The 15,823-nt window shown below is 62.2% G+C and carries 16 protein-coding genes, 1 tRNA gene and 2 pseudogenes; 10 read left to right on the plus strand and 9 right to left on the minus strand.

Annotated elements, in window-relative coordinates:
* The 4 genes from BLU54_RS16855 to BLU54_RS24570 all read left to right on the plus strand — a co-directional run.
* Positions 1–237, plus strand: a 237-nt coding sequence (locus tag BLU54_RS16855; protein ID WP_170845255.1) for a hypothetical protein, incomplete at its 5' end; no start/stop codon positions are given.
* 39 nt (positions 238–276) lie between these two features.
* A complete protein-coding gene (locus tag BLU54_RS23455; protein WP_139169738.1) occupies positions 277–525 on the plus strand; it encodes a DUF7940 domain-containing protein in 249 nt (82 codons plus the stop codon).
* On the plus strand, positions 518–1,024 hold the full coding sequence (locus tag BLU54_RS16860; protein WP_091910996.1) for a glycoside hydrolase family protein: 507 nt from the start codon (positions 518–520) through the stop codon (positions 1,022–1,024). The genes BLU54_RS23455 and BLU54_RS16860 overlap by 8 nt, the downstream gene beginning before the upstream one ends.
* A gap of 86 nt (positions 1,025–1,110) precedes the next feature.
* Positions 1,111–1,617, plus strand: a complete 507-nt coding sequence (locus BLU54_RS24570) for a lysis system i-spanin subunit Rz (protein ID WP_407919441.1) — start codon at positions 1,111–1,113, stop codon at positions 1,615–1,617.
* 163 nt (positions 1,618–1,780) lie between these two features.
* Here the strand turns inward: BLU54_RS24570 and BLU54_RS16870 are convergent, their stop codons facing one another.
* Positions 1,781–2,116: an STAS-like domain-containing protein gene (locus BLU54_RS16870; RefSeq protein ID WP_170845191.1), complete on the minus strand. Its 336-nt coding sequence runs from the start codon at positions 2,114–2,116 to the stop codon at positions 1,781–1,783.
* On the minus strand, positions 2,097–2,942 hold the full coding sequence (locus BLU54_RS23460; RefSeq protein ID WP_139169739.1) for a histidine kinase: 846 nt from the start codon (positions 2,940–2,942) through the stop codon (positions 2,097–2,099). Before BLU54_RS23460 ends, BLU54_RS16870 begins: the two co-directional genes overlap by 20 nt.
* A gap of 163 nt (positions 2,943–3,105) precedes the next feature.
* Between BLU54_RS23460 and imuA the strand changes: the two genes are divergently transcribed.
* Positions 3,106–3,786: a translesion DNA synthesis-associated protein ImuA gene (gene imuA / locus BLU54_RS16880; protein ID WP_268874527.1), complete on the plus strand. Its 681-nt coding sequence runs from the start codon at positions 3,106–3,108 to the stop codon at positions 3,784–3,786.
* Positions 3,783–4,037, plus strand: coding sequence for a hypothetical protein (locus BLU54_RS16885; RefSeq protein ID WP_091911006.1), 255 nt, complete (start codon positions 3,783–3,785; stop codon positions 4,035–4,037). The genes imuA and BLU54_RS16885 overlap by 4 nt, the downstream gene beginning before the upstream one ends.
* 559 nt (positions 4,038–4,596) lie before the next feature.
* On the opposite strand, the gene BLU54_RS16890 is transcribed toward BLU54_RS16885, so the two are convergent.
* Together BLU54_RS16890 and BLU54_RS16895 are read right to left on the minus strand one after the other, a co-directional pair.
* A tRNA-Lys gene (locus tag BLU54_RS16890) sits at positions 4,597–4,672 on the minus strand.
* Positions 4,673–4,745: 73 nt separating this feature from the next.
* Entirely contained in the window at positions 4,746–5,753 is a 1,008-nt protein-coding gene (locus BLU54_RS16895) for a D-2-hydroxyacid dehydrogenase family protein (protein ID WP_091911008.1), read from the minus strand.
* Positions 5,754–6,290: 537 nt separating this feature from the next.
* Here BLU54_RS16895 and BLU54_RS16900 point away from each other — a divergent pair.
* On the plus strand, positions 6,291–7,289 hold the full coding sequence (locus BLU54_RS16900; RefSeq protein ID WP_091911010.1) for a LysR family transcriptional regulator: 999 nt from the start codon (positions 6,291–6,293) through the stop codon (positions 7,287–7,289).
* A 483-nt stretch (positions 7,290–7,772) separates the two neighbouring features.
* On the opposite strand, the gene BLU54_RS16905 is transcribed toward BLU54_RS16900, so the two are convergent.
* The 5 genes and pseudogenes from BLU54_RS16905 to BLU54_RS24575 all read right to left on the minus strand — a co-directional run.
* Complete coding sequence (locus tag BLU54_RS16905) at positions 7,773–10,382, minus strand: DNA topoisomerase III (protein WP_091911013.1); 2,610 nt, start codon at positions 10,380–10,382, stop codon at positions 7,773–7,775.
* 182 nt (positions 10,383–10,564) lie between these two features.
* Positions 10,565–10,942: a thioredoxin family protein gene (locus tag BLU54_RS16910; protein WP_091911398.1), complete on the minus strand. Its 378-nt coding sequence runs from the start codon at positions 10,940–10,942 to the stop codon at positions 10,565–10,567.
* 336 nt (positions 10,943–11,278) lie between these two features.
* Positions 11,279–11,488, minus strand: coding sequence for a DprA-like winged helix domain-containing protein (locus BLU54_RS24280; protein ID WP_235838011.1), 210 nt, complete (start codon positions 11,486–11,488; stop codon positions 11,279–11,281).
* A 324-nt stretch (positions 11,489–11,812) separates the two neighbouring features.
* Positions 11,813–12,175: pseudogene (locus BLU54_RS24285) on the minus strand (DNA-processing protein DprA); the annotation flags it as partial.
* A 252-nt stretch (positions 12,176–12,427) separates the two neighbouring features.
* Positions 12,428–12,877 (minus strand): annotated as a pseudogene (locus BLU54_RS24575) (DNA-processing protein DprA); the annotation flags it as partial.
* Positions 12,878–13,122: 245 nt separating this feature from the next.
* Here BLU54_RS24575 and def point away from each other — a divergent pair.
* The 3 genes from def (at position 13,123) to htpX (ending at position 15,801) form a co-directional block, all read left to right on the plus strand.
* On the plus strand, positions 13,123–13,620 hold the full coding sequence (gene def / locus BLU54_RS16920; protein ID WP_091911015.1) for a peptide deformylase: 498 nt from the start codon (positions 13,123–13,125) through the stop codon (positions 13,618–13,620).
* Positions 13,621–13,705: 85 nt separating this feature from the next.
* Positions 13,706–14,707, plus strand: a complete 1,002-nt coding sequence (fmt, locus tag BLU54_RS16925) for a methionyl-tRNA formyltransferase (RefSeq protein ID WP_091911017.1) — start codon at positions 13,706–13,708, stop codon at positions 14,705–14,707.
* A gap of 230 nt (positions 14,708–14,937) precedes the next feature.
* Positions 14,938–15,801: a zinc metalloprotease HtpX gene (gene htpX / locus BLU54_RS16930; RefSeq protein ID WP_091911020.1), complete on the plus strand. Its 864-nt coding sequence runs from the start codon at positions 14,938–14,940 to the stop codon at positions 15,799–15,801.
* The last annotated feature ends 22 nt before the right edge of the window (positions 15,802–15,823 follow it).

Below are 15,823 nucleotides of genomic sequence, written 5' to 3' on the forward strand. Positions count from 1 at the left end.
ACGGAGGACGTCGCGGCGCTCGACCGCAAGGCGAGTGCGTTTATGGACCGCATCAAAGGCGGTCTGCTGGTCGCCGGTTTTGTCGTAACGCTGGTGCAAGGGGGGCTGATTGCCGGTGTCGTTTGGCTAATCAGTACGACGCAAAACGGGCAGACAACCAACCAGTTGCAGCAGCAGACGATCGACCGTCTGGACCGAGAGCAGGACGTGATACGGCGTCTCGTGACAGGCAAATAAACAAAGCGGCTTCGGCCGCTTTTCCTTTTCTGAGGGTCTATGAAAGTAACTTTGGCCGCGCCCTGGGCGGTGATGAAAAAGTGGTGGTGTGTGCACGTGGCGGGTGCGTTCGCAATGCTGCTCGCCGTGGTGCCCGCGTTGGCGCACGAATGGCCGACCCTGGCGCCCGTGCTGCTCGATCTATTTCCGTCGGGCGGCAAGCAATGGGTTCCGATTGTCGGTATCGGCCTCGTCATCGCGGCGCGATCGATTAAGCAACCGGCCTTGACGGAGCGCAACGATGGCTAACACTGTGAACCGAAAAGCCAAGCTGGCGGGCGTTGTCGGCGCCGCCGTCGCTGTGGCGGCAATAGCGTTCACTGCGCCGAAAGAGGGCGTGTCATTGGTGCCGTACCGCGACACACTCGCGCGGAACGTGCAGACCGTCTGTTTCGGCGAAACCAACGTCGAGATGCGCCGCTACACGTTGCCCGAATGCACCGACATGCTCGACACCAGTCTGGCGGGCTATGCGCAGGCGGTGAAAGATGTGACGCCGGGTTTCGAGCAACTGAGCGTCGGGCAGCAAGTCTCGGCGATTGATCTGGCCTACAACATCGGTCTTGCCAACTACCGAGCCTCGACGTTGCGCAAGCTATATGTCGTGCGTGACTTTCCGGCCGCATGCGATCAATTCCTGCGTTGGCGGTTTGTGGCCGGCAAGGACTGCGCGATCGCGGCGAACCGGTGTAGCGGCATCGTAAAGCGGCGCGAGGCCGAACGCGCAGCGTGTCGCGGGGAGGGATGACGATGGGCGCCCCTTGGAAACGCTATGCAGCGGTCCTATGCCTGGGTGCTGCTTTGGGTGCCGCAGGTGCCTGGTGGCTCACGAGCATGCGCGCGAGCGCGGATCTGGCGACGGAGCGAGCCGCGCATGCAAGAGACAACACACGTAGCGCAGAGGCTGCTGCGGCCGCAGCGGCGGTGGCTACCCAAGCCGCGAGTCAGGCGGTGGCCACGCAATCGCGCCAGGCGCAGCAGCTCAGCCAACTAGACGCGCAACTGACGAAGGAGAGAGCGAATCATGAAACGGAGAATGCGCGCCTTCGCGCTGACTTGGCCGCTGGCACTCGCCGCGTGCGGCTCAGTGCAACCAGCTGCGCCGCAGCCGCCCACACCGGTGGCGGTGGCATGCCCGACTCTCCCGCCGCCGGCGCCGTGGGCGATGACAGCGCCGCCAGCGCCGAGCTTGACCCAGCGACTGCGGCAGCTCTGGCAGGAATCGTCGTCGACGGCGATCGCGCCATAGCGCAGCTGCGTTACCTGCAAGCCTACGTCTGCACGGTTCGTCCGCAGACCGCGGACTGTCCAGCCGGCCACGCGGCCGACTCGACGCAATAACAAGAAAGGGCGACCGCGCCGGCGTTACGAGAGTCGGCGCGGTCCTGCTTCGTTCAAGTTGTCGAGCAAGTGTCGGGAACGATCATGAGCGTTTCCTTCTCAGTACTGACGCAATCGCGGCCTGCAATTGGCTGATTGACCTTCTCTGCGATGCGTTGTCGAGCTAAGCAGTAGCGGCGTGTCGCACGTCATTGAAGGCTGGCGCTTGACTGGCTAGCACTCGTGTCGCTACTACATGCCTGACGATAGTTCTCGCCGTGTCGGAAAGGTTAACAAGCCGTACTCGACGCTTGAAGGTTTCAACCCCGAGGATCTTGCACAGCATGCCAACACATTCATCTGCAAAAGATGGTGACGGATCGACCCCTTCGAAGTCGATCACTACAACATCATGCTCGGTCAGCTTTTCCAGAAGGTATGACCGAGCCGCCGCGCCATGAGGGCGGGTAGACAGCTTGAAACTGTCTTGCACCACTACTCTAAAAGCCGAAGTCGTCATCATTTCCCTCTATTTGTGGCCAACTTTCGTACACCTCGCGCGTGCTCAGTGGGACGTCAGTGTTCCATTCCAAAACAATGAGCGTACCGTTGAACGTCCGTGGGGTTTGGCCGGCGAGCACTGCCGCGCCGCGAGTCATGAAGAACTCATCGTACGAAACAATGTATAAGCAACCCCCATTGTTTCCCATCAAGTCCCGCGCAAGTTTTAGTCCGTAGCCCGAGTGTCCCCGGTTTGGCTTGCTTGTTACAGCATATCTTGTCGCAAATTCGCATGCATTAGACGTCGCGAGGCTTTCTCGATACTCAGCGCGCTGTAGCAGAGACCGTCGAATGCCAATCCCGCTGTCACAGATCGCAATCTGAGCCTTACGACCGCGTGCCCAGAACTGAGCACATGCCAAACCATGCAGTCCCATGTCAGACTCAGCGTGCGCGAAACAATTTCCCAGCAATTCTTGGACCGCAGCCTTAGCGCTTGTGTCGCCACCATTGTCAAGAATGTGTGTCAGAGCTTCGCTCACCTGGTCGACCTGTTCTTCGTCTTCCAAGCGTTCCAGCGGGTGGAAGCGGCCGGCAGCATTATATTCGTTGACGTAAACCGGCGCTCTGAGACCAATAGCGTCCCAGAAGTGCATTCGCGCCGCGTAGCCCTCAAATTCCCTGGGTAGTCTTACAGCAGGTGCGCCGATTCGTCTCAGCTCCATTGCTGCTAACACGAAGTGGTAGGGGCGAAAAAATCTTGGTGCGGTGCATTCCATATTGTTTGTCAAGCAATGCACCTCATCGATCCACGAGAAGATTTCCCCAAGTGCCGTGAGCTCCACCCCGTCTCCTTATCATAAAAAACTTGTGAGATGGTAAACGGCTGCTTGGGCAAAATCTTTACAGCGGGAATTTTTACCTGGTGGCGATTGTTAGTAGCGTACTTGATCGAAATCTTTAGCCGCCATTATACTGTATTTATGTACAGTATTCATGCGAGTAAAAATGCTGTCTTTTGACGCGGCGGCGATTCATCCGACCTTGTGGCGAGGGGACCAGTTAGCGCGCAACGCAATGCGTACGGTCTCGTCGGGCTATGCGGCTCTCGACGCCGAGCTGCCCGGCGGCGGCTGGCCGAACGGAGAGACGACCGACATTCATGTCCAGCAGCATGGGATCGGCGAGATGCGCCTGCTGCGTCCGGCACTCACCGCCGTCGGCCATCGGCCGCTGATGATGCTTTGTGCCCCGCACGTTCCCAACTCGCTGGCGTTTGCCAACTGGGGAGTACCGACCGAAAACCTATACTGGATCGACGCACAGACGACCGGCGATGCGCTGTGGACGGCGGAGCAGATTCTGAGGGCTGGGACGTGCGGCGCGCTGCTGTTCTGGCGGACCGAGATCCGACCCGAACACGTGCGCCGGTTGCAACTCGCCGCGCAGACCGGCAACGCCCTCTTTTTCCTGTTCCGCTGGGGCTCATCGCTTCACCACAATTCGCCGGCACCGCTGCGGCTCAGTTTGACGCCGGCGCCAGACGGGGTCGACGTGCAGATTGTGAAGCGCCGCGGCCCCGCGCTCGACGATCCTGTGCGTCTCCGCATTCAGCCCGCGCCGGCACGCATCCGCGAGTTTGCACCGCTGCAGCCCGTTCCGTCGTTCGAATCACAGGAGGCGCGATGAGACGGGTTTCGTTCGTTCGCGTGCTCGACACCATGCGCCGGGTCGATGTCGATCGACCTATCTACCGAGGGGGAAGCTGGGTCATCGATATGCTGCTGGCTGATGGCTTAGCCACTTGGCTGACTACCCCTCGCGGTCATCGCGTGGCACTGACTGACGCCGGCCAGGACGTCAAGCGAGAGATGGTGCAGCTGGAGCAAGAGGGCCTGTTACGCGGTTGCTGGCCTGGTGACGGTTTTATGCCTATCTGAACACGTAGGCGTCAGGTAGCAGTCCCACTGCGCACGCATTTGCAGTCATGGACTCGCGTAGCCCGCCGCGTTTCGACATTCGGCGGAATTTCAGCTTTGCGCGCTGCTGGTTGGCAGGATGTCAGTCAGTCATGACGGCTTCGTAGAAGAAGCTGCAACCAAAGCCGAAGACAGAAAACGCTATACACAAGCGAGAGCGGCGCCCACACAACGAGTTGGTAGATTTGCAATCGTGTTGCAGGGCCAGACTCGCTCACAAATACAAACGTATACCACCAGCCAACCACCGCGTACGCATGACAGAAGAGAAATGAGGCAATACTCTTTGTCCATTTCGAAAGGCGCGCCCGGTGCTCATCTGAGAGCGCCGCAGCCGCAACGAATACTGCGGCGATAGCCGCAATCGTGCTGAAGACGCTCAACCCCAATACAAGCGTAGTCGACATGGGTACGCCCTGCTTTGGTTGAATGCAAAAAAGCCCGCACGGTAGCGGGCTGCTTTGCGGAAATGACTGTCGATTGCGGAAAACTCTATCGACCGCTAAATCCTTGATTCTTCTGGTGGGGCGTGAGTGACTCGAACACTCGACCTACGGATTAAGAGTCCGCTGCTCTACCAACTGAGCTAACGCCCCAAAGAGAGCGAAATATTAGCCGATGAAGAATCGTTTGTCAAGCGTTGGCCACCACATTGCTCCAATTCCGGTGCTATCGGCGCACGTCGAGTGCGGCGGGGTTGACCAGGCCTTCGCGTCCGCCGGCGATGAAACCGTTGAGCTGGGCGAACGCGGTCCCGAAATATTGCTCGTAGGTCTGCTGTTCGACGTAACCGATGTGCGGCGTACAGATCACGTTTTCCATGCGTAGCAGGCTGTGACCCTGGAGGATCGGCTCGGTTTCGAAGACGTCCACTGCGACCATGCCCGGCTGGCCTGCCGAGACCGCGGCAACCAGTGCGTTGTCTTCGACGAGTTCGGCTCGGCTCGTGTTCACGAACAAGGCATCCGGTTTCATTGTTCCCAGATCTTCTCGGGTCACGATGCCGCGTGTTGCATCGTTCAAGCGTAGATGCACGCTGACCACGTCGCTGTTAGCGAAGAAAGACTGCTTGTCAGGCGCGGCGGCATAGCCGTCGGCTTCCGCCTGGCGGCGCGACGCTTCGCTGCCCCAGATCAGTACTCGCATGCCGAACGCGGCGCCGTAACCGGCGACCAGCCGCCCGATCTTGCCGTAACCCCAGATACCGAGCGTACTGCCGCGCAGCACGCGCCCGATCCCGAAATTAGGGGGCATGGCGGCTGCCTTCAGTCCCGACTGCTGCCATGCGCCTTGCTTCAGATTGGCGACATACTGTGGAATGCGGCGTTGCGCAGCGAGCACCAGCGCCCACGTGAGCTCGGCAGGAGCGGTGGGAGAGCCAGTTCCGTCGAGGACCGCGATGCCAAGCCTCGTGCAAGCGTCGACGTCGACATGCGAGCCGGCTCGGCCGGTCTGGCAGATCACCTTCAAGCGGGGTAGTTTTTCGAGAAGCGTCGCGGGCAGCCTGGTTCGCTCGCGGATCAGCACCAGGGCCTCGGTCTCCGCGAGTCGCGCGGCCAGTTGCCCAACACCGCGGACGATCTGGTTGTACACCTTGACCTCGTGACCGTCGAGCAAAGCGAAGCAATCGAGCTTCCGCACTGCATCTTGATAGTCGTCGAGGATGGCAATCTTCATGCTGTCTCCGTAGCGCGAACGGACGCGCATCGATGCGCAAGACGCTTTCGCCGGACACTTGCCGCGGGCAGTCGGGACGCCGCTGGGTAAGCGGTGCGGGCATTGAAGTGGGCATCACGTCGCAGCAGCAATACTAGCAGGTCCTAACCGCAGTCCCCTGACCAACATCTTGGCGCCTGCATATTGCTCATCGATGAGGCGTCCAACGATCAGGAAAGCCTGACCGCTGTTTTTCAGCCCGATGGATGTGGCGCATTGACGCGTACGGCAGGCAGGTAATCCCGCGCAATGCGGCTGCAAGTGCTCGATATTGCAAGAGCCAACAATCTCACTGCAACTGCGGGCTATAGCGGTGATCTTGTCTGCAGAAGGCTTACTGTAAAGTGGCGCGCCGGCACGCATTGATTGCCGCGCGTACAATCGCCTCAATCAAAGCACCCGGACCGCCCCGATCCGGCAGTGCGTGCACGATTCTTGCGGCACGGTCGTGGATGACAAGGCTTGCCAGTAGAGCAAGCTGCCGGATGGAGTAGTCTCATGGATCAACTGCAATCAATGCGCGTGTTCGTGAAGGTAGCCGAACTCGGCAGCTTCGCGCGCGCTGCCACGCATCTCGATTTGTCCAATGCGGTTGTGACGCGTCACGTCGCTGATCTTGAAGGACGGTTGGGCACGCGCCTGATGCACCGTACGACCCGCAGTCTCTCGATGACAGAGGCGGGGCAGGTATTCCTGGAGCGAGCCAAGCAGATCCTCGAGGAAATCGAAGACGTCGAGCAGATGGTGAGTGCGCGAACGCAGGAGCCGGTCGGCACGCTGCGCATTGCGGCCCCGGTCGTATTTGGCATGCACAATCTTGCGCCGGCATTGCAATCTTTTACGCAGCGCTACCCGCGTGTCGTACCCGATCTGACGCTGGTGGACCGCGTCATTGATCTGGTCGACGAGGGCTACGATGTCGGCATCGCGATTGCCGGTACCGTTCGAAGCGCCAGTGTGGTCAGCAGGCGGTTGACGACTGGATGCTTGGTGGTCTGCGCGGCGCCGGAGTATCTGGAAAAGCGTGGCGTAGTGGAGACGCCGCAAGGTCTGACCGATCACGACTGCCTGACGCTGTCACCCAGTCCGACTGGTGATGAGTACATCTTCACCGGCCCACACGGCGAAGTCCGTGTACGGACCCGCAGCGTCATCACGACGAACAACACCGAGATGCTGCGGCAGTTCACGCTGCAAGGCATGGGCATCGCGGTGCTGCCGAGTTATTTGGTCGGCAACGATCTGGCGCATGGACGACTCGTCCGCCTGCTGCCCGACTACAGGCTCGCGCCTTTCGACATCAATGTGATTTACCCGAGCCGACGCCATATGCCTGCGAAGCTGCGGACGTTCATCGATCACTTGGTGGAGCACTTCTCGCAGACGCCGAACGGCATGCTGGGCGAGAAGTGGCTGATCGATGCAAGCCCGATCACGAGTTTTGTCCCACCCCGGCGCGATGACGAAGTCGAATCGGCCGTACGCGTCTATTCCTGACAAGGCGTGCTGGCAGTGCCATGGCTTCGCATGGTCCGCGGGCCGCGGCCACGGCTCGATAGGCGGTCTCCCAGGCCGTGATCGGGGGCGCATCGGCTGACATGTCAAGCCGCGCTGCCGCCAAGCCCACGTAAGATCGACAGGTCGTCGATTGCGCATCTGCCCGTACTTCCGGCCGAACGGCCGGAATGTACTGCCCGACATTCGAGCGGGTCTGAGCAAGTCGTCGGCCACGTTAGACAAGGCAACTTAATAGGCACACTGTGCCCCGTGCGCCTCGTTGAGCGCAGGTCTGAGGGCAGGCCGTTCTCGAAGCGCGGTTCCCCTCGTTCACTGGCGCCTGCGGCCCGCAAATAGCGGTCTGCGCATACGCCTCCTGCTGAAACGTCTCGGCGTCGCGATCGGACAAGGCTTTCGCATGCCAAAAACAAGAAGGGCGACCGTCTTGCCGATCGCCCTTCAGTGTTCGTCCGGGATCGACGATCAGGCTGTCTCTGTTTTCCGGCTGGTCTTGCGCGCGGCGGTCTTCTTCGCGGCGGCTTTCTTGGCGGCAGGTCGAGAGGCGGCTTGCGCCGAGTCGCCCTGAAAGCTGGCGGCGGCAGTCTTGCGTGCCGGTGCTTTCTTCGCGGCGGCGGGGTCTCGCTTTTCGAATTCGAAGCCGATCTTGCCGTCGCTCTGCTTGACCAGATAGGCCTTGAAGTTACGGCCCGTGCGAGACGAGCGGAAACCCGTCAGAAGATCGGTGCGTCCGTCGGCGAGCAACTTCCGAATCTGTTCGCTATCGATTTCCTGCTGAAGGATGACCTTGCCAGAGCGAAAATCGCAGGTACGCGGCACGGCGGCGTAGTTTTCGCAGACATAGTTCATGCCGTGCTCGAAGACGCGTGCCTGGCATTTTGGACAGTTGCCGAGCGAGGTCTGGTTCGAGAAATCAGGCGCCTCGCCCGCTTCGTCCGCCTGATCCTGCCCGAAGTCGAACTCCAGCTTGTAGTTCTCGATTTCCTTGTCGTAGGCTAGTTTCAGGATGGCCGAGAAGGGGCGGCCCATCTTGCTGCGAAAACCTGACAGCGGGCCGATCTGCTTGTCCCGCAACAACGTCTCGGCTTCGTCGATTTCGAACTGACGGCCGCCGGGAATCTTGCTGATCGAGAAATCGCATTGGACGCAGGCGAAACGGCGGTAGTTTTCCTTGACCTGCCCACCGCATTTTGGACACGGCTCGCCCAGCACCGCATATTCGCCAGGCACCGTGTCCGAGTCGTATTCCTTGGCGCGCCGCACGATGGTCTGCGTCATCTGTGCAATCTGCTGCATGAAGGCGTTGCGTGGCAGACCGCCACGCTCCATCTGCGCGAGCTTATGCTCCCATTCGCCGGTCAATTCAGGATGAGTCAACTCCTGAACGCCCAGTCCGCGCAGCAACGTCATCAACTGAAACGCCTTGGCCGTGGGAATCAGCTCGCGGCCTTCACGGACGAGATATTTTTCCGTGAGCAGGCCTTCGATCGTCGCGGCGCGTGTGGCCGGCGTACCAAGCCCCTTACCCGCCATTGCCTCGCGCAGCTCGTCGTCGCCGACCAGCTTGCCGGCACCTTCCATCGCTGAAAGCAGCGTCGCTTCGTTATAACGCGCGGGCGGACGCGTCACCAACTGTTGCGCTGCGATCTTGTCGGTCTTGACGGTTTCTCCCTTCTCGACGGGTGCAAGGTTGGCATCGTCGCCCTGGTTTTCCCGACCGTAGATTTGCAGCCAGCCCGGGTTGACCAGCACCTTGCCTTCGGTCTTGAAATGATGGCCCGCCACCTCGGTGATCCGGGTGGTGACCTGGAATTCCGCGGCAGGGTAGAACACCGCGAGGAAACGGCGCACGACCAGGTCATACAGCTTCTGCTCAGGCTCCGACAGATTCTTCGGTGCCTGCAAGGTCGGGATGATCGCGAAGTGGTCGCTGATCTTGCTGTTGTCAAAAATCCGGCGGTTCGGCTTGACCCAGCTCTTGTCGAGGATCTCCTTCGAGAAACGATGGTAGTTGTTGCTTTCCTTGAGCATGCCGAGCGTGTCGCGCACGGTGCCGAGGTAATCCTCTGGCAGCGCGCGTGAGTCGGTTCGCGGGTAGGTCAGTACCTTGTGCTTCTCGTAAAGCGCCTGTGCGAGGCCCAGCGTGTTCTTCGCGGAAAAACCAAAGCGGCCGTTGGCCTCCCGTTGCAGGCTCGTCAGGTCGAACAACGCGGGAGACATCTGGGTCGACGGCTTCGACTCCTCCGTGACCGTGCCTTCCCGGCCACGACAGGCGGCGACCACCGATTCGGCAGCTGCTGCGGTCCATAGCCGGCTTTCGCGTTGTTCAGGATCGTGCTCGTTGCGCTTGAACTTCGGGTCGAACCAGCGCCCCTCGTAGAAACCCGCGGCGCACACGAAATCCGCTTTTACTTCCCAGTAGTCGCGCGGCACGAAGCGGCGGATCTTCTCCTCGCGTTCGACCACGATCGATAGGGTTGGTGTCTGGACGCGCCCGACAGTGGTCAGGAAGAAACCGCCCCCCTTGCTATTGAACGCCGTCATCGCGCGAGTGCCGTTGATGCCGACCAGCCAGTCCGCTTCCGAGCGGCAGCGAGCGGCATCGGCCAGCGGCATCATGTCCTCGTCGCTGCGCAGCTTGGCAAAGCCGTCGCGGATCGCCTGAGGCGTCATCGATTGCAGCCATAGGCGCTGCACCGGCTGCTTCGCCTTCGTGTGCTGGATGATGTAACGAAAGATCAACTCGCCTTCTCGTCCGGCATCGCAGGCGTTGATCAGACGATCGATGTCCTTGCGCTTCAGCAGGCGCGACAGCACTTTCAGGCGCGACTCGCTCTTAGCGATGGGTTGCAATGCGAAGTGGGGCGGAATCACCGGCAGATGGGTGAAGCTCCATTTGCCCCGCTTGACCTCGTACTCTTCAGGCGCGGCTATTTCCAGCAGGTGGCCGACGGCTGACGAGACGACATATTCGTCGGACTCGAAGTAGTCGTCGTGCTTGGTAAAACCGCCGAGCGCCTTCGCGATGTCACTCGCGACAGACGGTTTCTCGGCAATGATCAGTGCTTTGGCCATGAAGGTTGTGCTAGGGGTGGCGCCTGGACGAACGCTTTATAACATAAGGTGCTTGCGACGCAAGTCGCCGCACGAGGGGGCGGAAACACAGTCGACAGCGGCGCGCAGCTTTCATGCCTGTCGCCATCGACGCAGGCTGGAATCCGTCCCGCCGAGCGCCTTGTCCTTGCCGCATCGGCGAGCTAGGCTTCGGAGAGGGCGTCCCGCAGACTCGGTGCATCGGCGATGACCGGCAAGCCGTCGCGCTCTGCCAGCAAGCGGCTCAGAACGCCCGCATGCGGCAAGACCGGGCCATTGAAGCGCACGCCGACGCTGTCCTCGATGACGATGCTCGGGAAGTTCTCCACCTCGAAGGCGTCGACGCGGTCCGAGTGGTCCTCGACGTCCACCCAGACGAAACAGTATTCGGGATGACGCTCGGCAAGTGCATTGAACACCGCCGCGTAATCGCGGCACGAGCCGCACCAGGCGGCGCATAGGCAAGCGACGAGCGGCCTGTCGACGTCGGACAGGACATGTCGGGCGGTTTCGCGGATCGTATCGTAGTCGAAGGCGGGCATCTTCGTGCATTGCAGCAAACTGCGGTCGCTGGCAGCTTAGCCCATTGCTGCCATTTCTGTCTTGCGGGATGAAAAACCATCCCATGCGTCGCGTTAAAGCCAGCGGGCACAGAATCTCGTCGGCGCGCCAGACAGTCACGGATGAAAGGCCGCGTAGTGCGCGCACGAACACGCGTGCGAAAGGCCTGCGACTGCGGTGCGTTCGACGAGCCTGCAAATCCCATGGACGCCCGGCGGTGCGCGACCGGCGCTCCACGAGGTCGGATCGCCGCATGATCGAGTGTGAGACGGCGAGGACGATGGCAATGACGACGGTGAGCGGTCGCGGTCAAGGCGCTATGCACGAGGCGTCGGGGGCGTGATGCGTTCATAGACGTTGCCAGGCGCGCGCGCTACGGTGCCAGCGAGTTCGAGCTCAAGCAGTATCGCGTTGACTTGCGACAGTTCGAACTGCGTTCGTTCAAGCAATTGGTCGAGCGTGGTCGGCGCATGGCCGAGCGCCGCGAGTACGGAGGCGGCAGCGCCCACGGCCACGGGGGGCGGCACGCCTGATCGGTGGGTTCGGTAAGCCCGGGAATCGCTCTTGATGCCATTGCAGCCCCGTACTTCGGGCGCGCGCGCGTCCAGCTGCGAGGCGCCGCGCCGCATTGTCTCGGACGCGTGTGCCGAGTTTGTACTTGAGCCACTCGAGACGTCGGCTGCGATGCGAGTACCCGGCGCATGTCGGCGCGGCCGCCGCGCGGCGTCGGATCGGACATTGGCTGGGTGAAGCGGGGGTCGTGAAGGTATCGGCGTCTCACATGCCGCGCAGGGGCTTCCGCTCCGCCCGACCTGCCATTGACGGGCGCAACGGACCGCCTCCGGCAGAAGCTCCGCTTCGACGTCGTCGGCGCCGCGAACCAGGGCTGCGCCGTCTCGTATCAAACGATGACAACCTTGTGAGCGGGGGGCATGGACCGAGCCCGGGACGGCGAGAACCTCACGTCCGAGTTCGTTTGCGAGTCTGGCGGTGATCAGCGAACCCGAGCGCTCGGCCGCCTCGACGACGACCACGCCTTCCGCAAGCGCGGCGATCAGGCGGTTGCGTCGCGGGAAATTCAGTGCGCGCGCGGCAGTGCCGGGAGGCCATTCGGAGACGACCGCGCCGTGTTCAGCGATCTCCGACGCCAGGCCAAGGTGTTCCGATGGGTAGACGACGTCTGGCCCGGTCGCGACCACCGCCACGGTCGACCCGCTGCGCGATGCATCTCGTCCAGCGTCTTGTCGCTTGTCTTGTCGCTTGTCTTGTCCGCCGTGGCGTCCCGCATCTTGGCCCGCCTCTCGGCCTGCATCCCGGCCTGCATCCCGGCCTGCATCTCGGCCCGTGTTCGGTTCCGTGCCTTGTCCCCGTCCCTTTGCTCGACCGTCGCCGCGCCTCACGTCTTGTCTCGCATCGATGGCGCCGCGGTGCGCCGCCGCATCGATGCCTAGGGCCATGCCGGAAACGATGGTCCAGCCGCGCTCGGCCAACGCGCCGGCGAGTGCTCGCGCATCGATCCTGCCTTGCACGCTGGCGGCCCTGCTGCCGACCACCGCGATCATCGGGCGGCTCAAGCACGTATAGTCGCCCGTTACGAAAAGCAGCAATGGCGGATCGCACAGATGCAGCAAGCGAGTTGGATAGGCAGGGTCGCCGAGCGTCAGCAGCGAGCGGTTTCCTGCGTCCAGCCAGGAATGCACGGCAGAGGTCAGGCAGGCCGCCTGATGGCGTTGCACACGGCGTAGCCGGGCGGTCGCGGTATCGCCTATCAGGGCGACGAGCAGAGCGTCGTCAGCCGCCAGCACCGCCTCCGGCTCGCCCACCGCCCGCAGCAGGGCAATTCCATGCCGCGGCGGCAGCGCGAGGGATAGAACCAACCACGCGCGCAGCGCCGCGTCGCTGTCCGATGCCATCATGGCAAGGCCCCGGTCCCGCGCGGCGGCGGCTCGCCGACGAGGGGCGATATTGCCGGCACGGTGCTAATATGCACGCCTTTCTCGCCAGGTTCGCCGGGCGCGCTACCGGGCATGCCGGCATTGCGCGTGTACGGAAGCGACGGTGCCCTTGTCATCGGCCAAGGCTCCCCTATATATAAAGGATCAGGGCTACGAGGGCGTCCACCCGTTGGCGGCCCAGGCCACTCCACGAATCCGGTCTCATCATGGCTTTGCTCAATATCCTGACCTATCCCGACAAGCGGCTGCACACGGTCGCCAAGCCGGTCGCCAAGATCGACGACCGGATCAAGACGCTGGTGCGCGACATGGCAGAGACCATGTACAACGCGCCAGGCGTCGGCTTGGCAGCGACGCAGATCGATGTCCACGAGCGGGTGATCGTGATCGACGTGTCGGAAACGCACGATGAACTGCGGGTCTTCATCAATCCGGAAATCGTCTCGTCGAGCCAGGAGCGGGTGCTGGGCGAGGAGGGGTGCCTGTCGGTGCCCGGCATCTACGATCGGGTCGAGCGAGCCGAGCGGGTGCGCGTCAAGGCGTTGAACGAAAAGGGCGAAGCATTCGAGCTGGAGGCCGAAGGTCTCCTCGCGGTATGCATCCAACACGAGATGGATCACTTGCTGGGCAAGGTCTTCGTCGAATACCTGTCGCCGCTCAAGCAAAGTCGCGTGAAGACGAAGATGAAGAAGCTGGCCGCCTGAAGCGCTTCGCTTCCGCCGCAGTACGCCGGCGTGGGCCGGCGCTTCCATCGTCACGCCGATCCGGCATCCGTTACAGGTAGATCCGATGCAGCAGCGCTTGCGCGTCGCCTTTGCAGGTACCCCAGAATTCGCGTCCGAGGCGCTGAAAGCCATCGTCCAGGCGGGCTTCGACCCGGTCCTGGTGTTGACGCAACCGGACCGGCCAGCCGGGCGTGGCATGAAGCTGAATGCCAGCCCGGTCAAGCGGTTGGCGCTGGACAGCAACATCCCCGTCGTCCAGCCGCGTTCGCTCCGGCTGGACGGTAAATATCCCGAGGAGGCCCGGGACGCGCTGGCAAGCCTCGAAGCCGCACGGTGCGATGTCATGGTCGTCGCCGCATATGGCTTGCTGTTGCCGCAGCACATACTCGATCTGCCGCGCTTCGGCTGTCTTAACATCCATGCCTCGCTGCTGCCCCGCTGGCGGGGGGCTGCGCCAATCCACCGTGCGATCGAGGCGGGCGACCCGTCGACCGGCATCTCGATCATGCAGATGGACGCCGGCCTGGACACGGGCGCCGTGATCGCCACAGAAACGGTGCCGATCGACGGTGAGGCGACGACGGCAAGCTTGCACGATACGTTGGCGCTGCTCGGTGCGAGGATGATCGTCTCGACACTTGCTGAACTTGAGCGCGATGGCGTGTTGGCCGCGACCCCGCAGCCGCAGGATGGCGTGACGTATGCGAGCAAGATCGAGAAGGGTGAGGGACTGCTGGATTGGCGCCTCGACGCCACGATGCTCGGCCGCCGCGTGCGTGCCTTCGACCCCTTTCCAGGGGCCGTTACGCATTTGGGCGAGACGCCGGTCAAGATCTGGGCCGCTGCGCCTTGCCGCATCGAGACCGGCTTCGCTCCGGGAGAGGTCGTGTCGGTGGACGCCGGCGGCTTGATTGTGGCGTGCGCGGCGGGCAGCGCGCTGCGTGTGACGCAGGCACAGCGTCCCGGTGGCAAGCGCATGGCGGTGGGTGATTTCATTGCTGGCTTTCCTCTCGCGGCGGGGCAGCGCTTCGAACTGCCGGAAGTCCAGGCTAACCGCCCCGAGTAGGCCTTCACCAGTCGACCGCATGGCCTATGCGTGCCGGCTCGACGCACGCCCTCGCCGCTGACGGCGCATATCGTCAGTGCGACGGCCGGTGCAAGCGCTCGCCATGCTCGCCATGCGGTTGCTTGTCGCAGCCATTGAATTAACGCCCGAACGGCCTAATCTAACATTCTGCTTACAATCGCCCGTTCGGTCCGCTATGCTTGCCGAGGGTCTAATCAGGAGAGACGTCGATGTTTAACTGGCTGAAAACGACTACGCTGATGGCGGCGATCGTTGCGCTGTTCGTTGTCGTCGGCGGCATGATTGGCGGTCAGCGCGGGATGATGATCGCGCTGTTCATCGCGTTGGCGATGAATTTCTTCTCGTACTGGTTCTCCGACAAGATGGTCCTGCGGATGTACAACGCGCAGGAGGTCGACGAGACGAGCGCGCCACAGTTCTACCGCATGGTCCGTGAGCTTGCGACGCGTGCCAGCCTGCCGATGCCGCGCGTCTACCTGATCCAGGAGAGCGCGCCGAATGCCTTCGCAACTGGCCGTAACCCCGAAAACGCCGCCGTTGCGGCGACGACGGGAATCCTGCAGGTGCTCTCCGAGCGCGAGCTGCGCGGCGTGATGGCGCACGAGCTTGCCCATGTGAAGCACCGCGACATCCTGATCTCGACCATCTCCGCCACGATGGCCGGTGCGATTTCGGCGCTGGCCAATTTCGCGATGTTCTTCGGCGGTCGGGACGAACAAGGACGTCCGAGCAACCCGATTGCTTCGATCGCGGTGGCATTGCTGGCGCCGCTTGCCGCGTCGTTGATACAGATGGCAATCTCGCGCGCGCGTGAATTCGAGGCGGATCGCGGCGGTGCGGAGATTTCCGGCGACCCGACCGCGCTCGCGTCGGCGCTGGACAAGATCCATCGTTATGCGTCGGGCGTGCCGTTCGCCACTGCGGAGTCGCATCCGGCCACCGCGCAAATGATGATCGTCAATCCGTTGTTCGGTGGCTCGGTGGCGAAGCTGTTCTCTACCCACCCGGCGACCGAGGAACGGATCAACCGCCTGATGGAGATGGCGCGGACCGGACGTTACCCCGCCGTCTGACCGGAGCGCGCCAGGCAGCGAC

Source organism: Chitinasiproducens palmae, assembly GCF_900095735.1.
Classification (GTDB): domain Bacteria; phylum Pseudomonadota; class Gammaproteobacteria; order Burkholderiales; family Burkholderiaceae; genus Chitinasiproducens; species Chitinasiproducens palmae.

Bases quoted from the DNA above. Each gene is read 5' to 3' on its own strand.
- BLU54_RS23455 (WP_139169738.1), top strand. From the start codon at position 277: ATGAAAGTAACTTTGGCCGCGCCCTGGGCGGTGATGAAAAAGTGGTGG.
- BLU54_RS16860 (WP_091910996.1), top strand. From the start codon at position 518: ATGGCTAACACTGTGAACCGAAAAGCCAAGCTGGCGGGCGTTGTCGGC.
- BLU54_RS24570 (WP_407919441.1), top strand. From the start codon at position 1,111: ATGCGCGCGAGCGCGGATCTGGCGACGGAGCGAGCCGCGCATGCAAGA.
- BLU54_RS16870 (WP_170845191.1), bottom strand. From the start codon at position 2,116: ATGACGACTTCGGCTTTTAGAGTAGTGGTGCAAGACAGTTTCAAGCTG.
- imuA (WP_268874527.1), top strand. From the start codon at position 3,106: ATGCTGTCTTTTGACGCGGCGGCGATTCATCCGACCTTGTGGCGAGGG.
- BLU54_RS16885 (WP_091911006.1), top strand. From the start codon at position 3,783: ATGAGACGGGTTTCGTTCGTTCGCGTGCTCGACACCATGCGCCGGGTC.
- BLU54_RS16895 (WP_091911008.1), bottom strand. From the start codon at position 5,753: ATGAAGATTGCCATCCTCGACGACTATCAAGATGCAGTGCGGAAGCTC.
- BLU54_RS16900 (WP_091911010.1), top strand. From the start codon at position 6,291: ATGGATCAACTGCAATCAATGCGCGTGTTCGTGAAGGTAGCCGAACTC.
- BLU54_RS16905 (WP_091911013.1), bottom strand. From the start codon at position 10,382: ATGGCCAAAGCACTGATCATTGCCGAGAAACCGTCTGTCGCGAGTGAC.
- BLU54_RS16910 (WP_091911398.1), bottom strand. From the start codon at position 10,942: ATGCCCGCCTTCGACTACGATACGATCCGCGAAACCGCCCGACATGTC.
- def (WP_091911015.1), top strand. From the start codon at position 13,123: ATGGCTTTGCTCAATATCCTGACCTATCCCGACAAGCGGCTGCACACG.
- fmt (WP_091911017.1), top strand. From the start codon at position 13,706: ATGCAGCAGCGCTTGCGCGTCGCCTTTGCAGGTACCCCAGAATTCGCG.
- htpX (WP_091911020.1), top strand. From the start codon at position 14,938: ATGTTTAACTGGCTGAAAACGACTACGCTGATGGCGGCGATCGTTGCG.